Below are 13,278 nucleotides of genomic sequence, written 5' to 3' on the forward strand. Positions count from 1 at the left end.
TCGGCGCCCGCTCAGCAGGCAGAACGGAGCACAGACGCGGGGTTCCTGATCAAGACCGCCGCCCCGGCGATAGGCCTTCCCGCGCATGGTCCGAATTCCTGCTGGCGGGGGAGCATCGCTGGGGATCGGGAAGAGCGCGCCGGACGACGCGCGCTGCCACCAAGAGGTGCGGTGGCGAGGACTACGTTCACCGCACCCCTAGGTCAGCGCGTCGTGAGCGTGCACATCCCTGAGAGCGTCGTCGATCTCCATTGCTCGTCCCGCGTTATACGCGTCATTCCACTGCTGGTCCGTCAACGCAGCGCGAGCCCTTTCCCACGCACCAGCAATCTCGGCCTGTTGTCGTGGGTCGCGCATTTGCCCGAACCGTTCGTACGTCGCTTCTGCGGCGCCGAAAAGGTGCGCGGCCCGGTGGTGCTGCCCGAGTTCGGCGAGGACGCAGGCGTAGTCCTCGGCCAGGATCATCAGGTTGCTGGCCCAGTTGACTTTCAGCGCGTCCGGGACGAGTCGGTACATCTGCTCGTGCGCCTCGCCTACGCGTCCAATTAGGCGCAGGCTGCATGCCATGTTCTGGCGATCGTTGACTGCCGCGTCGGGGGCTTCGAGCTGATGGGCGATGGCTAGTGTCTCGGTCTGCAGATCCAGAGCGGACTGCAGGTCGCCGTCTGACGCTTCGAGCATGGCGAGGACTTGCAGAGCGTCGCGGAGTTCGTTCGTGTTCTGGGATTCTCGGGCGAGCCGAACCGCCTCTTGCAGCAAGGGGCGTCCCGCCGTGAACCGTCGCCGTGCGATTTCCACGCCGCCGAGATCGATGAGGCCCTTGAGGATTGCGGTGACGTCTCCGAGTCGCTTGGCCATCTCGACGCTTGCCTGCGCGGCTACGAGCGCAGCTTCTTGCTGACCCGACCGACCAAGGAGCACTGCCCGCGCCCGAAGGCAGGCGGCTATCTCAGAGCTGTCGCGGTCGCCAGCACGCTCAAGAGCTCTCTCAAGGTGTTTTCCTCCATCGGCTGGGCGATATGCCACCAGCCATTCGTTGAGCGCCTTACACAGGCGGAGACCCGAGCGGAGTCGCTCTTGATCAGCTGGGGACGGTTCGGCCTCAGGCAGCGCCCAGCTGAACACCTCGCCGAGGTTGGCGTCCTCGGCTTCGAACCAGGCTCGGGCCGCCCAGTATCCCGAGCCAACGAACTGCGTACTCATTTCCTCGGCAACGTCGACGTAGTGGCGCGCGTGCCGTTCCCTTGCCACGTCGACCTCGCCACTCTCGGTCAGCTTGGCGTGGGCGTAGTCGCGGACGATCTCAAGTAGGCGCACTCGGGGTTCCCCGTCGAGCGCCTCCGTGATGTCTACCAGGCTGGCTTCGACAAGGCCCGCAATCGCGTCAAGCGGGTCCTCGATGCCGGGTTCGCCGGCGGGTGCCACGACGGCTGCGATCGCACGCAGGTCGGCGCCTCCGCGGAACACACTCAACCGGCGGAGGACACCCTGCTGCCGTCGGGTCAACAGGTCATACGACCACGCGATCGTGTCCCGGAGCGTTCGTTGCCGACTCGGGACGCGCCGGCCGGTGGTCTCGAGGTCGAGTGCTGAGTCCAGCCGCCCCAAAACGGCAGCCGGGCTGAGTAGCCTCACTCGAGCCGCGCCCAGTTCCAGCGCTAGCGGCAAACCATCCAGTCGCCTGCAGACCGCCGCAATGTCGGCAGCGTTGTGCTCGGTAAGGGCGAAGGTTGGCCGAACCTGACGGGCGCACTGGACGAACAGCTGGACCGCACCGGAACCCGCGGCCTCGTCGATGCTGTCGCCGATTGGCAGCTCCAACGGCGGAACCAGGTACTCGTGCTCCCCCGGCAGATGCAAAGGACGCCTGGACGTGGCGATGAGCCTCACCGCTGGCACACCCGCCAGGAGCGCGGCGACCACAGTGTCTGCTTCACGCAGCTGTTCGAGGTTGTCCAGCACGAGCAGAGCCGACGCACCGACCTGTGCATTGATTGCTGAGGGGGTGCGCGCCTCTGGTGGCGCGTCGAGCGCCTCGGCGATGGAGTTCCACATACCGTTGGCCGTCGTCACCGACGCCAGAGGAACGAAGAACACGCCGTCGGGAAAGTCGTCGACGACGCGACGAGCAAGCTCTGTGGCCAACCGGGTCTTACCAGACCCTCCCGCACCGGTCAGTGTCAGGAGCCGGACGCGCGGCGTCGTCAGGGTGTCGGCCAGCCGATCCAGCTCTCCCGAGCGCCCGACGGTTGGTGTTGGTGGCTCAGGCAGGCGCGATGGCGCACCCAGCGACCACAGTGGGGGGAACTTTGCCTGCAACCCCACACCCGTCACCTGAAACAGACGTTCGCGTCGACCCAGATCCTTCAGCTGGTGCTCGCCCAGATCGCGCAACAACAGACCCTCGGGCAACTCCTCAGCCACCAGGGCCGCGGTCGCCGCCGACAGCACGAGCTGACCCCCATGCGCGGCAGCGGCTATTCGTGCCGCGCGATGTACGTCCATCCCGACGTACGCGCCATTGTGGACCGTCGGAGCGCCCGTGTGCGCACCCATCCGCACCCTGACCGGCTCCCCGCCTGGCCACGCGGAAACGCCAAGCCGACGCTGGGCCTGAACCAAGGCGCCAACAGCTTGCCGCGCCGTCTCGAAGACCACGAAGAAGCTGTCCCCCTCCGTGCCAAGCTCAACCCCACCGAAGTCGGCCCAAGCGGCGCGCAGGATCCGGCGCATCTCATCCAACGATGCCGCGTAGCCCGAACCCAGACGCGATAGCAGGGCAGTCGAACCCTCGACGTCTGTGAACACCAAGGACACCGTCCCAGACGGCAACGCGTGCATCACCACATCATCCCGCACGCTGATCCGTGGCACGTTGCATCACCGCGGCGGCGGCGCAGCGTGGTCCGGAGGGTGTTTGGTGCTTGGCCGCAGCTCGCAATGGGTCGTGGCCCGGGCTCAGACGGTATAGGCGTCGCGAAGGGCCAACAGCAGCCGGCGTCGCCGCTCCATGGGGCTGTCAGCCCCCGTGTCTCTAGCTTCTGGCTGCGATGCCAGGACCTCCCCGTCGGAGGTAAGGAAGACATAGATCCACCCAAGAACGGCGTCCGGGTCGTTGGCGTCGACGAGCGGCTTGTACGAGATGCCGAGGAGGTCTGCCCACGCGACCAGAGTGCGAGAGTATGTGTTGCTCACCAGAATTCCACGGCGGTCGACTCGGAGTCCCAAGAATGGGAGCCGGATTGCGAGCCAACCCAACAGGCCGGCGATCGCGACGCTGAGGACCAGGAATGAGGTTCCGAGCCAGCCCGCCGTATAGGGGTCCTCGAATGCCCCGAGTCCGACGAGCGGGCTGACGAGAGCTCCCGCCACACAGAGGGGAACCTGAACGACTGGCAGCTTTCCGCGAAGGTGGAAGCGGGGAAGCTCCAGTCGGGTAGTGCCGTCCGGTCCGGTGAGGAAGCCCCGCCGGCGCAATTCTGCTGAGAGAGCGACGTAGCGTTCTTCGTTGTTGGGCCGGGCGCCCGTTGGCGTGTCCTGCGGGCCATTTTCGTCGGTCGTCATCTGCGCGCGCTCCGCCCACTCGCTGGCCAGTTCGACCAGCTGCAGATAGATGACGTCCTGCACCGTGCCAGCGTAGCCAGCCTATTGAGGCTGGACCCGAGCGATTTCCGCCGCTCTGACCGATTCTCCCCGACACCCACGGGACTCACATCCCCCGATCTCCCTCGGGGCCGCCACGGATCGGCACCCGTGCCAGCCCTCCGAGTGGTTTGTACCCGGACGTGATGGGTAGGTTCGAGGTGACCTGCGCACGTCCCACCTGGGGCTGCTCACGCACCGGCAGAACGAGGTTCAGGATGTCCAAGCACGACGAGGGCGACTACTCCGAGGCCGACCTCGTGGTCAGGGGCCAGGAGGACCACGCAGCCGGCCCCACCGCGGTCGCGGTGTCGATGAAGCGGTCCCTCGACCACATGGGTGTGAGGCGTACCGCGCAGACCCTTCTCAAGCTCAACCAGGCCGAGGGCTTCGACTGCATGAGCTGTGCGTGGCCGGACCCCGACCCGGGCCACCGGCACACTGCAGAGTTCTGCGAGAACGGCGCCAAGGCCGTCGCGGAGGAGGCGACCCGCGACCGTGCCACGCCGGAGTTCTTCGCCCAGCACAGCATCGCCGCGCTCGACGCCCACACGGAGCACTGGCTCGGCCAGCAGGGCCGCATCACCCACCCCATGGTCAAGCGGCCCGGCGGCACGCACTACGAGCCGATCGAGTGGGAGGAGGCCTTCGAGCTCATCGGCGCCGAGCTGCGCTCGCTGGCCAGCCCCGACGAGGCGACCTTCTACACCTCCGGGCGGGCCTCCAACGAGTCCGCGTTCGCCTACCAGCTGTTCGTCCGTGCGTTCGGCACCAACAACCTGCCGGACTGCTCGAACATGTGCCACGAGTCCACGAGCATCGCCCTGCAGGAGTCCATTGGCATCGGCAAGGCCAGCGTCACGCTCGATGACGTCCACACCGCCTCCGTCATCGTCATCGCCGGCCAGAACCCCGGGACCAACCACCCGCGCATGCTCTCGGCCCTCGAGATCGCCAAGCAGAACGGCGCGAAGATCATCTCGATCAACCCCCTCCGCGAGGCCGGGCTGGTCAGGTTCAAGAACCCGCAGAAGCCCAAGGGCGTCATCGGGCACGGCACAGCCATGGCCGACCTGCACCTCCCCGTGAAGGTCAACGGCGACCTCGCCCTCTTCCAGGCGATCGGCTCACTCCTCGTCGAGTGGGACGCACTCGACCACGACTTCATCGCCACCCACGCCACGGGCTTCGAGCAGTGGCGCGACCACGTCCGCGCCGTCGACTGGGAACAGGTCGTCGAGGTGACCGGGCTGTCCCGCGAGCTGATCACGCAGGCCGCCGAGATGCTGCGCGGCTCCACGCGCACCGTCTACTGCTGGGCGATGGGCCTGACGCAGCACCGCAACGGGGTCGCGACCATCAAGGAGGTCGTCAACCTCGCCCTGGCGCAGGGCAACATCGGCCGCGAGGGCGCCGGCCTGCTGCCGGTGCGCGGTCACTCGAACGTCCAGGGCGACCGCACCATGGGCATCTGGGAGCGACCGCCCGCCGCCTTCCTCGATGCCCTCCAGAAGGAGTTCGGCTTCGACCCGCCGCGTGAGCACGGCCTGGACGTCGTCGACTCCCTGCGCGCCATGCGTGACGGGAAGGTCCACTTCTTCATGGGGCTCGGTGGCAACTTCGTGCAGGCCGTGTCCGACACCGACATAGCCATCCCGGCGATGCGCAAGGTCCGCATGACGGTGCAGGTGTCCACCAAGATCAACCGCTCGCACCTCGTCTGCGGGGAGACCGCGCTGATCCTGCCGACCAAGGGCCGCACCGAGAAGGACATCCAGGCCAGTGGTGCCCAGTGGATCTCCGTCGAGGACTCCACGTGCTCCGTGCACGCCTCCCGCGGCCCGCTGGAGCCGGCCAGCCCCCAGCTCAGATCCGAGGTCGACATCGTCACCGGCATCGCCGAGGCGACGCTGGGAGACCGGTACGGCCTGCAGTGGAAGGCGATGCGGGACGACTACCGCGTCATCCGTCACCACATCGCCAAGGTCGTCCCCGGGTGCGAGGACTACGAGGTCAACGTCCGCAAGCCTGGCGGCATGATCATGCCGCACCCGCCGCGCGACACCCGGACCTTCGACACCAAGTCCGGCAAGGCTGAGTTCGTCGCCTCGCCCATCGAGATCGTCCACGTCCCCGAGGGTCACGTGCTGCTCCAGACCCTGCGCAGCCACGACCAGTACAACACCACGATCTACGGCCTCAGCGACCGCTACCGCGGCATCGAAGGAGGCCGCAAGGTGGTCTTTGTGCACCCAGACGACATCACGGCGTTCGGGCTCAAGGACGGCGACCTCGTCGACATCACAACCCGATGGACCGGCGACGACCTCGTCCGCCGCGTTCACGGGTTCCGTGTAGTCAGCTATGACACCCCGCGCGGATCGGCCGCCGCCTACTACCCCGAGACCAACCCGCTGGTGCCGCTGGACTCGACCGCCATCGGGAGCAACACCCCGACCTCCAAGTCCGTGGTGGTGTCGCTGACGCTGGCCGCCGGCCCCGGCGCGGCGAACGGCACCACGCCGGGGCAGACCGGAGGCACGGCCCAGAACCCCACGGGTTCGGACTGGGACCACAAGAAGACCCCGGAGCCCGAACACCTGTCCTGAGGACGGCTCAAGACGGTTCCCCCTTCGGCGCAAGTGCCGATGAGAGTTCTCGCGCGTCCTGATCAAGCGCAGGCCGCGTCGTCGATTCGAGAATTTTGCGGGCTCGACGACCTAGGTCGTGCAGATCAACTCGGCCTGCCTCGTCTGCGGCCGCCAGACGAGCCGCCAGATCCAACGCCTCTTCGATCTCAGGTCCGGCAGCGGCGACCTCTTGGCCCATGTCTCGAAGGATGGTGCCCTCGGCCCTGGACGCGATCAAAGGATCGGCGACTCCGTCGATCCAGACCCGGGTTCGGCGGCCATCTCCGCGCTCCCCGCCAGTGATTCGCTCAAGCGCGTATATGCGGTCTGCACGCGCGAACTTGCCGAAGCCCAGGGCGACCATCCGACTATCCGAAGCCACCCTGACATCTTGACACCCGCCACTGACAAAGGTCTCGCGAGCTGGGCTGGCCGCGTCGGGAAGGCGCGTCTTACGGCTCCTCTTCGCAACACCCCAAGCCGCCTCAGCCGAAGCTGCCCCCAAGGCTAGGTGCGAGGACTTCACTCTGCATCCCGGGTCTTGGCTCCGGCGTGCCCATCACGCATCGCCTGGTGGCTCCTGACTGAGCGGAGGCGACTTGGTCACTCAGGTAGTCACTCAGCAGGGAAGAGGTCAGAATCAGCCCCTTCCCGATCGAACGAGAGCAGCCCCTGACTGGCGTTTCCGCCTGTCAGGGGCTGTTCCGAACGGGTGGGCGATACTGGGTTTGAACCAGTGACCTCTTCCGTGTCAAGGAAGCGCGCTACCACTGCGCCAATCGCCCCGGGTCCTGCTGGGTGGTGGGTCGTGCTGGGTGGTGCTGGGTTCGACTCAGGGTTCAAGTCGTCTGAGGTGGAGACGGGATTTGAACCCGTGTACGCGGCTTTGCAGGCCGCTGCCTCGCCTCTCGGCCACTCCACCGTGAAGGCGGTCAAACCCTCCGAGCGGATGACCGGGCTCGAACCGGCGACCTCAACCTTGGCAAGGTTGCGCTCTACCAACTGAGCTACATCCGCATACACGCGCTATTGGTGTTGAACGGGGTTTTTCACCCGCTGCGCGTGCGTGCAGACATTATCCGATCATCAGCGTCGTCTCCAAATTGGGTGTCGTCCGCGGCGTTTTCCGACCCACGAGGCATGGGGGTCAGCGGCTTTCGCGCCTCGTCCCGCAGTCCCTCGACCGAGGACGTCAGCTCCTCGCGCGCCCCGTCGACACGCAGCCGATCATCGCTGGCCGGCGCGTTGAGGGGCAGCGAGCCAGTCCTGCGCGCAGACACGCGGGCCTTCACCCACTTCACCATCTGTGCCCGCAGGGAAAGCCGATCCGCCACCGGCCACATCGTGCGGATCGCTGCGTTGAGGGCGGCACCGATGAGGACGGCGATGGCCAGCGCGTACAGGAAGATCAGCAGCACGATCGGGGCGGACAGCGGGCCGTAGATCGAAGTTCCACCGCTGACCGAGGCCGTGATCGTGCCGCGAAGGACGAAGGACGCAAGCACCCAGATCAGCAAGGTGAGTACTGCGCCGGGCACGTCCCTCAGCCACGGCGACCGACGCGGCGTGGAGATGTGGAACAGGGTCGCGATGCTTGCCACAGCGGCAATGGTCACCACGGGCCAGTAGAGGTACGCCAGGAACTCTGCCCCCGGCGGCAACAGATCCTTGAGCCACGTCGGGCCGATCACGACGAGCGGGACGACCACGATCCCGACGACCAGAGACAGGAAGTACAGGGTCAACGACAGCGCACGGGTCCGGACGATCCCCCGCTCGCCCGACTGTCCGTACATGATCGAGATCGTGTCGACGAAGACGTTGAGCGCTCGCGACCCCGACCAGATCGACAGCAGGAAGCCGAGCGAGATCAGGTCTCCGCGACCGTTCTGCAGCACGTCGTTCGCCGTGGGCAGGATGATCTGTTCGACGACGTTGGCGACCAGGAAGTCGGACGCGAAGTTCTGGATCCCCTTGATCAGCTGGTTGACGATGTCCTTGCCGAGCCACCCGCTGATGTAACCCACGCCACCGAACAGCCCCAGCACCAACGGCGGCAGAGACAGCAGCATGAAGAAGCCTGCCTCCGACGCCAGGCCGGTCACCCGGTACCGCAGGCACACCCGGATCGTCTCCACGGTCAGCTTGGCCGCGGGCATGGCGCCGGGCACGCGTAGCAGCGCGCGGCGTACCCGGGCCTTAGGTGTCACCCCGTCACGGTATCCCGGCATAGTGTGCCCTCGTGCCCACCCACGCCGTCACCAACCAGGTGCCCCCACTGCCCGACTACAACACGGTCACGTCCCAGCCGGCGCTGGACGAGGGGCTGAGGCGCTGGGCCGGCTCCGCGGCATACGACGAAGTCAGTGCGCTGGGGGCCCGTGCGGGCAGCGCCGAGGCGCGCGAATGGGCCGTCCAGGCCAACGAGAACGAGCCCGTGCTGCGCACCCACTCCCCCACCGGCGAGCGCATCGACGAGGTCGCCTTCCATCCAGCCTGGCACTCCCTGATGGACGTCGCCGTCGGCGCCGGGCTCACAGCCGAGCCGTGGACCCAGCCCGCCGGGAGCGGCGCCCACGTGCGGCGGGCAGCGGGCTTCGTCGCGTGGTCCGAGAACGAGCAGGGTCACCTGTGCCCCATCTCCATGACGTATGCCGCGGCGCCGGCCCTCGCGGCCAACGCACCTCTCGCGGCGCGTTGGCTGCCCCAGCTCGCCTCGCGCAGCTACGACTTCGGGCTGAGGCCCCTGGCCGACAAGCGCGGGGCGCTGGTCGGGATGGGCATGACCGAGAAGCAGGGCGGTTCGGACGTCCGTGCCAACACGACGCGTGCAGTCGCGACGCCGGACGGTCCGGTCGAGGGCGGCGAGACCTACCGGCTGACCGGCCACAAGTGGTTCTGCTCGGCCCCGATGAGTGATGCGTTCCTCGTCCTGGCGCAGACCGATGCCGGCGTCGGTTGCTTCCTCGTGCCGCGCGCGCTCGACGACGGCGCACGCAACCCCTTTGCGCTGCAACGACTCAAGGACAAGCTGGGCAACCGGTCCAACGCCTCTTCCGAGGTCGAGCTCGACGGCACATGGGGCGTGCGCGTCGGCGATGACGGTCGCGGGATCCGCACCATCCTCGACATGGTCGCGGCCACCAGGCTCGACTGCATCCTCGGTTCGGCGTCGACGATGCGAGCCGCCCTCGTGCGGGCGATCCACCACACCCGACACCGCTCCGCGTTCGGTGCCCTGCTCGTCGACCAGCCGCTCATGCAGAACGTCCTGGCCGACCTCGCCCTCGAGGTCGAAGCCGCCACCACCCTCGCGCTGCGTCTGGCGCACGCGGTCGACGAAGGCGACACCGCGCTGTCGCGACTCGGTGTGGCCGTCGGCAAGTACTGGGTCTGCAAGCGCACCTCACCGATGGTCGCGGAGGCGCTCGAGTGCCTGGGCGGCAACGGCTACGTCGAGGAGAACGGCCTCGCCCGGCTCTACAGGGAGGCACCGCTCAACTCGATCTGGGAGGGCTCGGGCAACGTCAACGCCCTCGACGTCCTGCGCGCAATCACCCGCGAGCCCCTGTCCGTCGAGGCGTTCCGCAAGGAGCTCGCCCTCGCCAACGGCCACAGCACCGTCCTCGACGAAGCCATCACCCGCGTCGACGACGTGATCGCGTATGCCGCGGAGCCCGGCGCGCAGGCGGGCGCCCGACACGCCGTGGAACGCCTCGCGGTGACCCTGCAGGCGTCCCTGCTGGCCCGCTACGCGCCGACCGTGGTCGCCGACGCGTTCGTTGCCAGCCGCCTCGGAGGGCAGCACGGCGCCACCTTCGGCACCCTCGACGCGGGTCTGTCGACCCAGCATGCCCGCACAATCATCGACCGCGCGTTCGCCGGCTGATGCGAGGCGGTCGCGCGCGCGGGCTCTTGATCGGCGCCGCCCTCGGCATGCTCGTCACGGGCGCACTGATCCTGCTCCCGGCGGCCCTCCAGGGCGACTTCTACGAGATTGGCGACGCGCTGCTCGTCATGGGTGTTCCGATCATCGTCCTCAGCGCCATCGTCGGCGCCGTCGTCGTGGCAAGTCCCCGCGGATCCGGGGCTGGCAGAGCGGCGCACACCTCCAAGGGTGCCCGGCAGGTCTGGATCGGGTGTCTGTGCGTGGGCGCCCTCCTCGCTGTCTGGCTCCTCCTGTGGGGCACTGGGGCGATCAGCACACCGGTGCTCTGGATCGGCTAGTCCTGGATCACGGAGAGGACGTTGCCTGCGGGGTCGGTGAACCAGGCGATGAGCGGGCCGCCCTTGCGGAAGATGCCCTTGGCGTCGGTCTCCATCGGGGTGCCCTCGTACCTCTCGAAGGCCACTCCCCGACCCGTTAGTTCGTCAACCGTCGCCTCGATATCGCTCACCGGGAAGTTCAGGATCGTGAAACCTGCCGGCTCGTGGTTCGGCTTCGGGTAGGCGATGGCGTGGTGTCCCCCGCCGAGCTGGATGCGCAGGATGCCGTTGGCCTCGCTCACCTCCAGCCCCAGAGTCTCGGCATAGAACCTGCGGGCGGCTTCGGTGTCCGGCACCGAGAAGCCGCTGAACGCCTGGGAGTCCTTGAGCATGGCTGATTCCTTCCGTTGACGACCCAGTGTCGGCTACCGGTACCGACCCAGACGGCCCGGCAAACTCATCGGTCGGACGGTCGGGCTCAGGACTTCGCCAGTCGCTGCTTCTCGGCCTCGACGTCGAAGTCGGCGGCCGGCCACTGGGGGTCCATCGCCTCCAGGTGCTCGAGCACCAGGTTCTGGACAGCCAGCCGGGCGTACCACTTGCGGTCGGCGGGAACGACGTACCACGGGGCTGCCTCGGTCGAGGTCTTCTCGAGCACCGCCTGGTACGCCTCTTGGTACTGCGGCCACCGCAGGCGCTCGTCGACGTCCCCGGGGTTGTACTTCCAGTGCTTGTCCTCGCGCTCGAGCCGCTCGGTGAGGCGGGCCTTCTGCTCGTCCACCGAGATGTTCAGCATCACCTTGACGATCGTCGTGCCGTCAGCGACGGCCTTGGCCTCGAAGTCGTTGATCTGGGCGTAGCGCCGCGACCACGTCGCCCGGGGCACGAGCTCGTGGACGCGGACGATGAGCACGTCCTCGTACTGCGACCTGTCGAAGACACCGACCTGACCGGGGCCAGGCAGGGCGTTGCGGATGCGCCAGAGGAAGGGGTGCTTGCGCTCCTCGGCGGTGGGCGCCTTGAAGGCGGTGTACTTGACGCCCTGCGGGTCCATCTGCCCGACGACGTGACGCATGATGCCCCCCTTGCCGGAGGTGTCCATGCCCTGCACCACCAACAGGAGAGAGCGCTTCACGTCACCCTTGGACTCGGCATAGAGCCGCTCCTGGAGCTGGCTGATCTCCCCTGCGCGTGCCGCGAGGGCTTCCTCGCCCGCTGCCTTGTCACCGTCGAAGCCCGGGGTGGAGCGTGGGTCGCACTCGGCGAGGATGAAACCATCCGTGACCCTCAACGCGTCGGCGAAGGCCGTCGGCTCGGGGACACCCTTGTCGGATGCCGCCGTGGCGTCCAGGCCTGCGACCTTGGACTTCGGCCCCCCCTTGGACTTCTTGTCGCCCTTGGACTTCTTGCTGGCCTTTGCGTCGTTCTTCCCCTTGCCCATTGACGCATCCTGTCATCGCGGGGCACGGCGCGCGAGGGATTCCAGCCGAGCAAGTGCCCGTGCGTCAGCCGGCACCCCCGCCGTCGCCCGGCCCCCACTGTCCCGGAGGCCCACCCAGACCCGACCCGGACCGCGGGTCGTCCGGGCGATAGCTCGGGTCGCCGGTCGAGCCGCGCCGCCTGAGGACGAGGAAGAGCGCAGCGATCACCGCGACAACGACCAGAAGCCAGATCCACCACATGGTCGCTCCCTCCATGCCGCACCCAGCGGCGGCCACTTCCAATGTCCTCAGCCCGAGTGTCCTCATGTCGAGGATGGCTGTCCACAGCCCAGCAGATGGGGCAGTTGCTCAGTCGGCGTGGCGCGCGAGGGAAGTGAGTCGCGAGATCGCGCGAAAGTACTTCTTCCGGTAGCCGCCCGCCAGCATCTCCTGGGAGAACAGGTCGCCCAGCTGCAGCCCGCTGGCGAACACAGGGATGTCGGCGTCGTAGAGCCGGTCCGCGAGGACGACCAGCCGCAGGGCGACGGCCTGGTCCGTCACGGGGCGCACGTGGGTCCACCCGACGGCGGTGACCCCGTCGAGCATCGCGCGATAGCGGCTCGGGTGCACGGTCGCGAGGTGACGCGTCACGTCGACGAAGTGGTCGAGCACCCCACCGTCGACGTCCACGCCAGCGCGCACCTCGTCCTCTGAGGAGGGCGGGGGGCTGTCGACGCTGTCGCGGTGCCGGTAGTCGGGGCCGTTCACCGTCAGGACCTCGAAGCGTGCCGACAGCGCCTGGATCTCCCGCAGGAAGTCCTCGGCCGCGAACCGCCCGGCCCCCAGCGCGTCGGGCAGGGTGTTCGACGTGGCGGCCAGCGAGACCCCCGCTGTGGCCAGCCGCCCGAGCAGCGTCGCCATCAACACGGTGTCGCCCGGGTCGTCGAGCTCGAACTCGTCGATGCAGACCAGCTCGTGCCCGCTGAGCGCCTCCACGGTGGGTTGGAAGCCCAGCGCTCCGACGAGATTGGTGTACTCGACGAAGGTGCCAAAGGCCTTGGCCCCGGTGGCTTCGTGCCACAAGGACGCCAGCAGGTGGGTCTTGCCGACTCCGAAGCCGCCGTCGAGATAGACCCCGCGGCCGTCCCCTGCGGCGGCCTTTCGCCGCGCGAACCATCGGCCACTCGCGCGCTGGCCCAGCGACCTGGCATACCGCTCGAGTCGCTCCACGGCAGCCGCCTGCGAGGGTTCGGACGGATCTGGCCGGTAGGTCGCGAACCGCTCGGTGTCGAAACGGGGAGGGGGCACGAGCTCCCGCACCAACCGCGCACGGTCCAGCCGAGGAGAGCGGTCGAGGAGGGAGCCGGGCACGATGTCGA

General features: G+C 67.8%; 11 protein-coding genes and 3 tRNA genes. 3 read left to right on the top strand and 11 right to left on the bottom strand.

The window, feature by feature from the left end; all coding sequences use genetic code 11:
• Nucleotides 1-198 precede the first annotated feature (198 nt).
• Together AC1DWP_RS03815 and AC1DWP_RS03820 are read right to left on the bottom strand one after the other, a co-directional pair.
• On the bottom strand, nt 199-2,841 hold the full coding sequence (locus AC1DWP_RS03815) for an ATP-binding protein (RefSeq protein WP_477613427.1): 2,643 nt from the start codon (nt 2,839-2,841) through the stop codon (nt 199-201).
• A 117-nt stretch (nt 2,842-2,958) separates the two neighbouring features.
• A complete protein-coding gene (locus AC1DWP_RS03820; protein ID WP_477613114.1) occupies nt 2,959-3,627 on the bottom strand; it encodes a hypothetical protein in 669 nt (222 codons plus the stop codon).
• A 233-nt stretch (nt 3,628-3,860) separates the two neighbouring features.
• Between AC1DWP_RS03820 and AC1DWP_RS03825 the strand changes: the two genes are divergently transcribed.
• A complete protein-coding gene (locus AC1DWP_RS03825) occupies nt 3,861-6,251 on the top strand; it encodes an FdhF/YdeP family oxidoreductase (RefSeq protein ID WP_477613115.1) in 2,391 nt (796 codons plus the stop codon).
• 7 nt (nt 6,252-6,258) lie between these two features.
• On the opposite strand, the gene AC1DWP_RS03830 is transcribed toward AC1DWP_RS03825, so the two are convergent.
• The 5 genes from AC1DWP_RS03830 to AC1DWP_RS03850 all read right to left on the bottom strand — a co-directional run bounded on the left by AC1DWP_RS03830 (nt 6,259) and on the right by AC1DWP_RS03850 (nt 8,482).
• Nucleotides 6,259-6,636 carry a hypothetical protein gene (locus AC1DWP_RS03830; protein ID WP_477613116.1) on the bottom strand — a complete coding sequence of 126 codons (378 nt, stop codon included), beginning with the start codon at nt 6,634-6,636 and terminating at the stop codon, nt 6,259-6,261.
• A 349-nt stretch (nt 6,637-6,985) separates the two neighbouring features.
• A tRNA-Val gene (locus AC1DWP_RS03835) sits at nt 6,986-7,057 on the bottom strand.
• 66 nt (nt 7,058-7,123) lie between these two features.
• A tRNA-Cys gene (locus AC1DWP_RS03840) sits at nt 7,124-7,194 on the bottom strand.
• A gap of 22 nt (nt 7,195-7,216) precedes the next feature.
• Nucleotides 7,217-7,289, bottom strand: a tRNA-Gly gene (locus AC1DWP_RS03845).
• Between the two features lie 32 nt (nt 7,290-7,321).
• Entirely contained in the window at nt 7,322-8,482 is a 1,161-nt protein-coding gene (locus AC1DWP_RS03850; protein ID WP_477613117.1) for a YihY/virulence factor BrkB family protein, read from the bottom strand.
• Between the two features lie 32 nt (nt 8,483-8,514).
• On the opposite strand from AC1DWP_RS03850, the gene AC1DWP_RS03855 reads away from it, so the two are divergent.
• Complete coding sequence (locus AC1DWP_RS03855; RefSeq protein WP_477613118.1) at nt 8,515-10,161, top strand: acyl-CoA dehydrogenase family protein; 1,647 nt, start codon at nt 8,515-8,517, stop codon at nt 10,159-10,161.
• Nucleotides 10,161-10,499 carry a hypothetical protein gene (locus AC1DWP_RS03860; protein WP_477613119.1) on the top strand — a complete coding sequence of 113 codons (339 nt, stop codon included), beginning with the start codon at nt 10,161-10,163 and terminating at the stop codon, nt 10,497-10,499. The genes AC1DWP_RS03855 and AC1DWP_RS03860 overlap by 1 nt, the downstream gene beginning before the upstream one ends.
• Here the strand turns inward: AC1DWP_RS03860 and AC1DWP_RS03865 are convergent.
• The 4 genes from AC1DWP_RS03865 to zapE all read right to left on the bottom strand — a co-directional run bounded on the left by AC1DWP_RS03865 (nt 10,496) and on the right by zapE (nt 13,270).
• Nucleotides 10,496-10,870, bottom strand: a complete 375-nt coding sequence (locus AC1DWP_RS03865) for a VOC family protein (protein WP_477613120.1) — start codon at nt 10,868-10,870, stop codon at nt 10,496-10,498. The genes AC1DWP_RS03860 and AC1DWP_RS03865 overlap by 4 nt on opposite strands.
• Before the next feature lie 86 nt (nt 10,871-10,956).
• A complete protein-coding gene (locus AC1DWP_RS03870) occupies nt 10,957-11,919 on the bottom strand; it encodes a polyphosphate kinase 2 family protein (RefSeq protein WP_477613121.1) in 963 nt (320 codons plus the stop codon).
• A gap of 64 nt (nt 11,920-11,983) precedes the next feature.
• Entirely contained in the window at nt 11,984-12,175 is a 192-nt protein-coding gene (locus AC1DWP_RS03875) for a hypothetical protein (RefSeq protein WP_477613122.1), read from the bottom strand.
• Between the two features lie 93 nt (nt 12,176-12,268).
• Nucleotides 12,269-13,270 (bottom strand): cell division protein ZapE, encoded by a 1,002-nt coding sequence (gene zapE / locus AC1DWP_RS03880; protein WP_477613123.1) that lies wholly within the window; start codon nt 13,268-13,270, stop codon nt 12,269-12,271.
• Nucleotides 13,271-13,278 lie beyond the last annotated feature (8 nt).

It is taken from the genome of Pedococcus sp. P2_F6, assembly GCF_056403675.1.

What these genes read in the sequence shown, in the direction of transcription:
- AC1DWP_RS03815 (WP_477613427.1), bottom strand. Translation starts at nt 2,841, where the DNA reads ATGCACGCGTTGCCGTCTGGGACGGTGTCCTTGGTGTTCACAGACGTC.
- AC1DWP_RS03825 (WP_477613115.1), top strand. Translation starts at nt 3,861, where the DNA reads ATGTCCAAGCACGACGAGGGCGACTACTCCGAGGCCGACCTCGTGGTC.
- AC1DWP_RS03830 (WP_477613116.1), bottom strand. Translation starts at nt 6,636, where the DNA reads ATGGTCGCCCTGGGCTTCGGCAAGTTCGCGCGTGCAGACCGCATATAC.
- AC1DWP_RS03860 (WP_477613119.1), top strand. Translation starts at nt 10,161, where the DNA reads ATGCGAGGCGGTCGCGCGCGCGGGCTCTTGATCGGCGCCGCCCTCGGC.
- AC1DWP_RS03865 (WP_477613120.1), bottom strand. Translation starts at nt 10,870, where the DNA reads ATGCTCAAGGACTCCCAGGCGTTCAGCGGCTTCTCGGTGCCGGACACC.
- AC1DWP_RS03870 (WP_477613121.1), bottom strand. Translation starts at nt 11,919, where the DNA reads ATGGGCAAGGGGAAGAACGACGCAAAGGCCAGCAAGAAGTCCAAGGGC.
- AC1DWP_RS03875 (WP_477613122.1), bottom strand. Translation starts at nt 12,175, where the DNA reads ATGGAGGGAGCGACCATGTGGTGGATCTGGCTTCTGGTCGTTGTCGCG.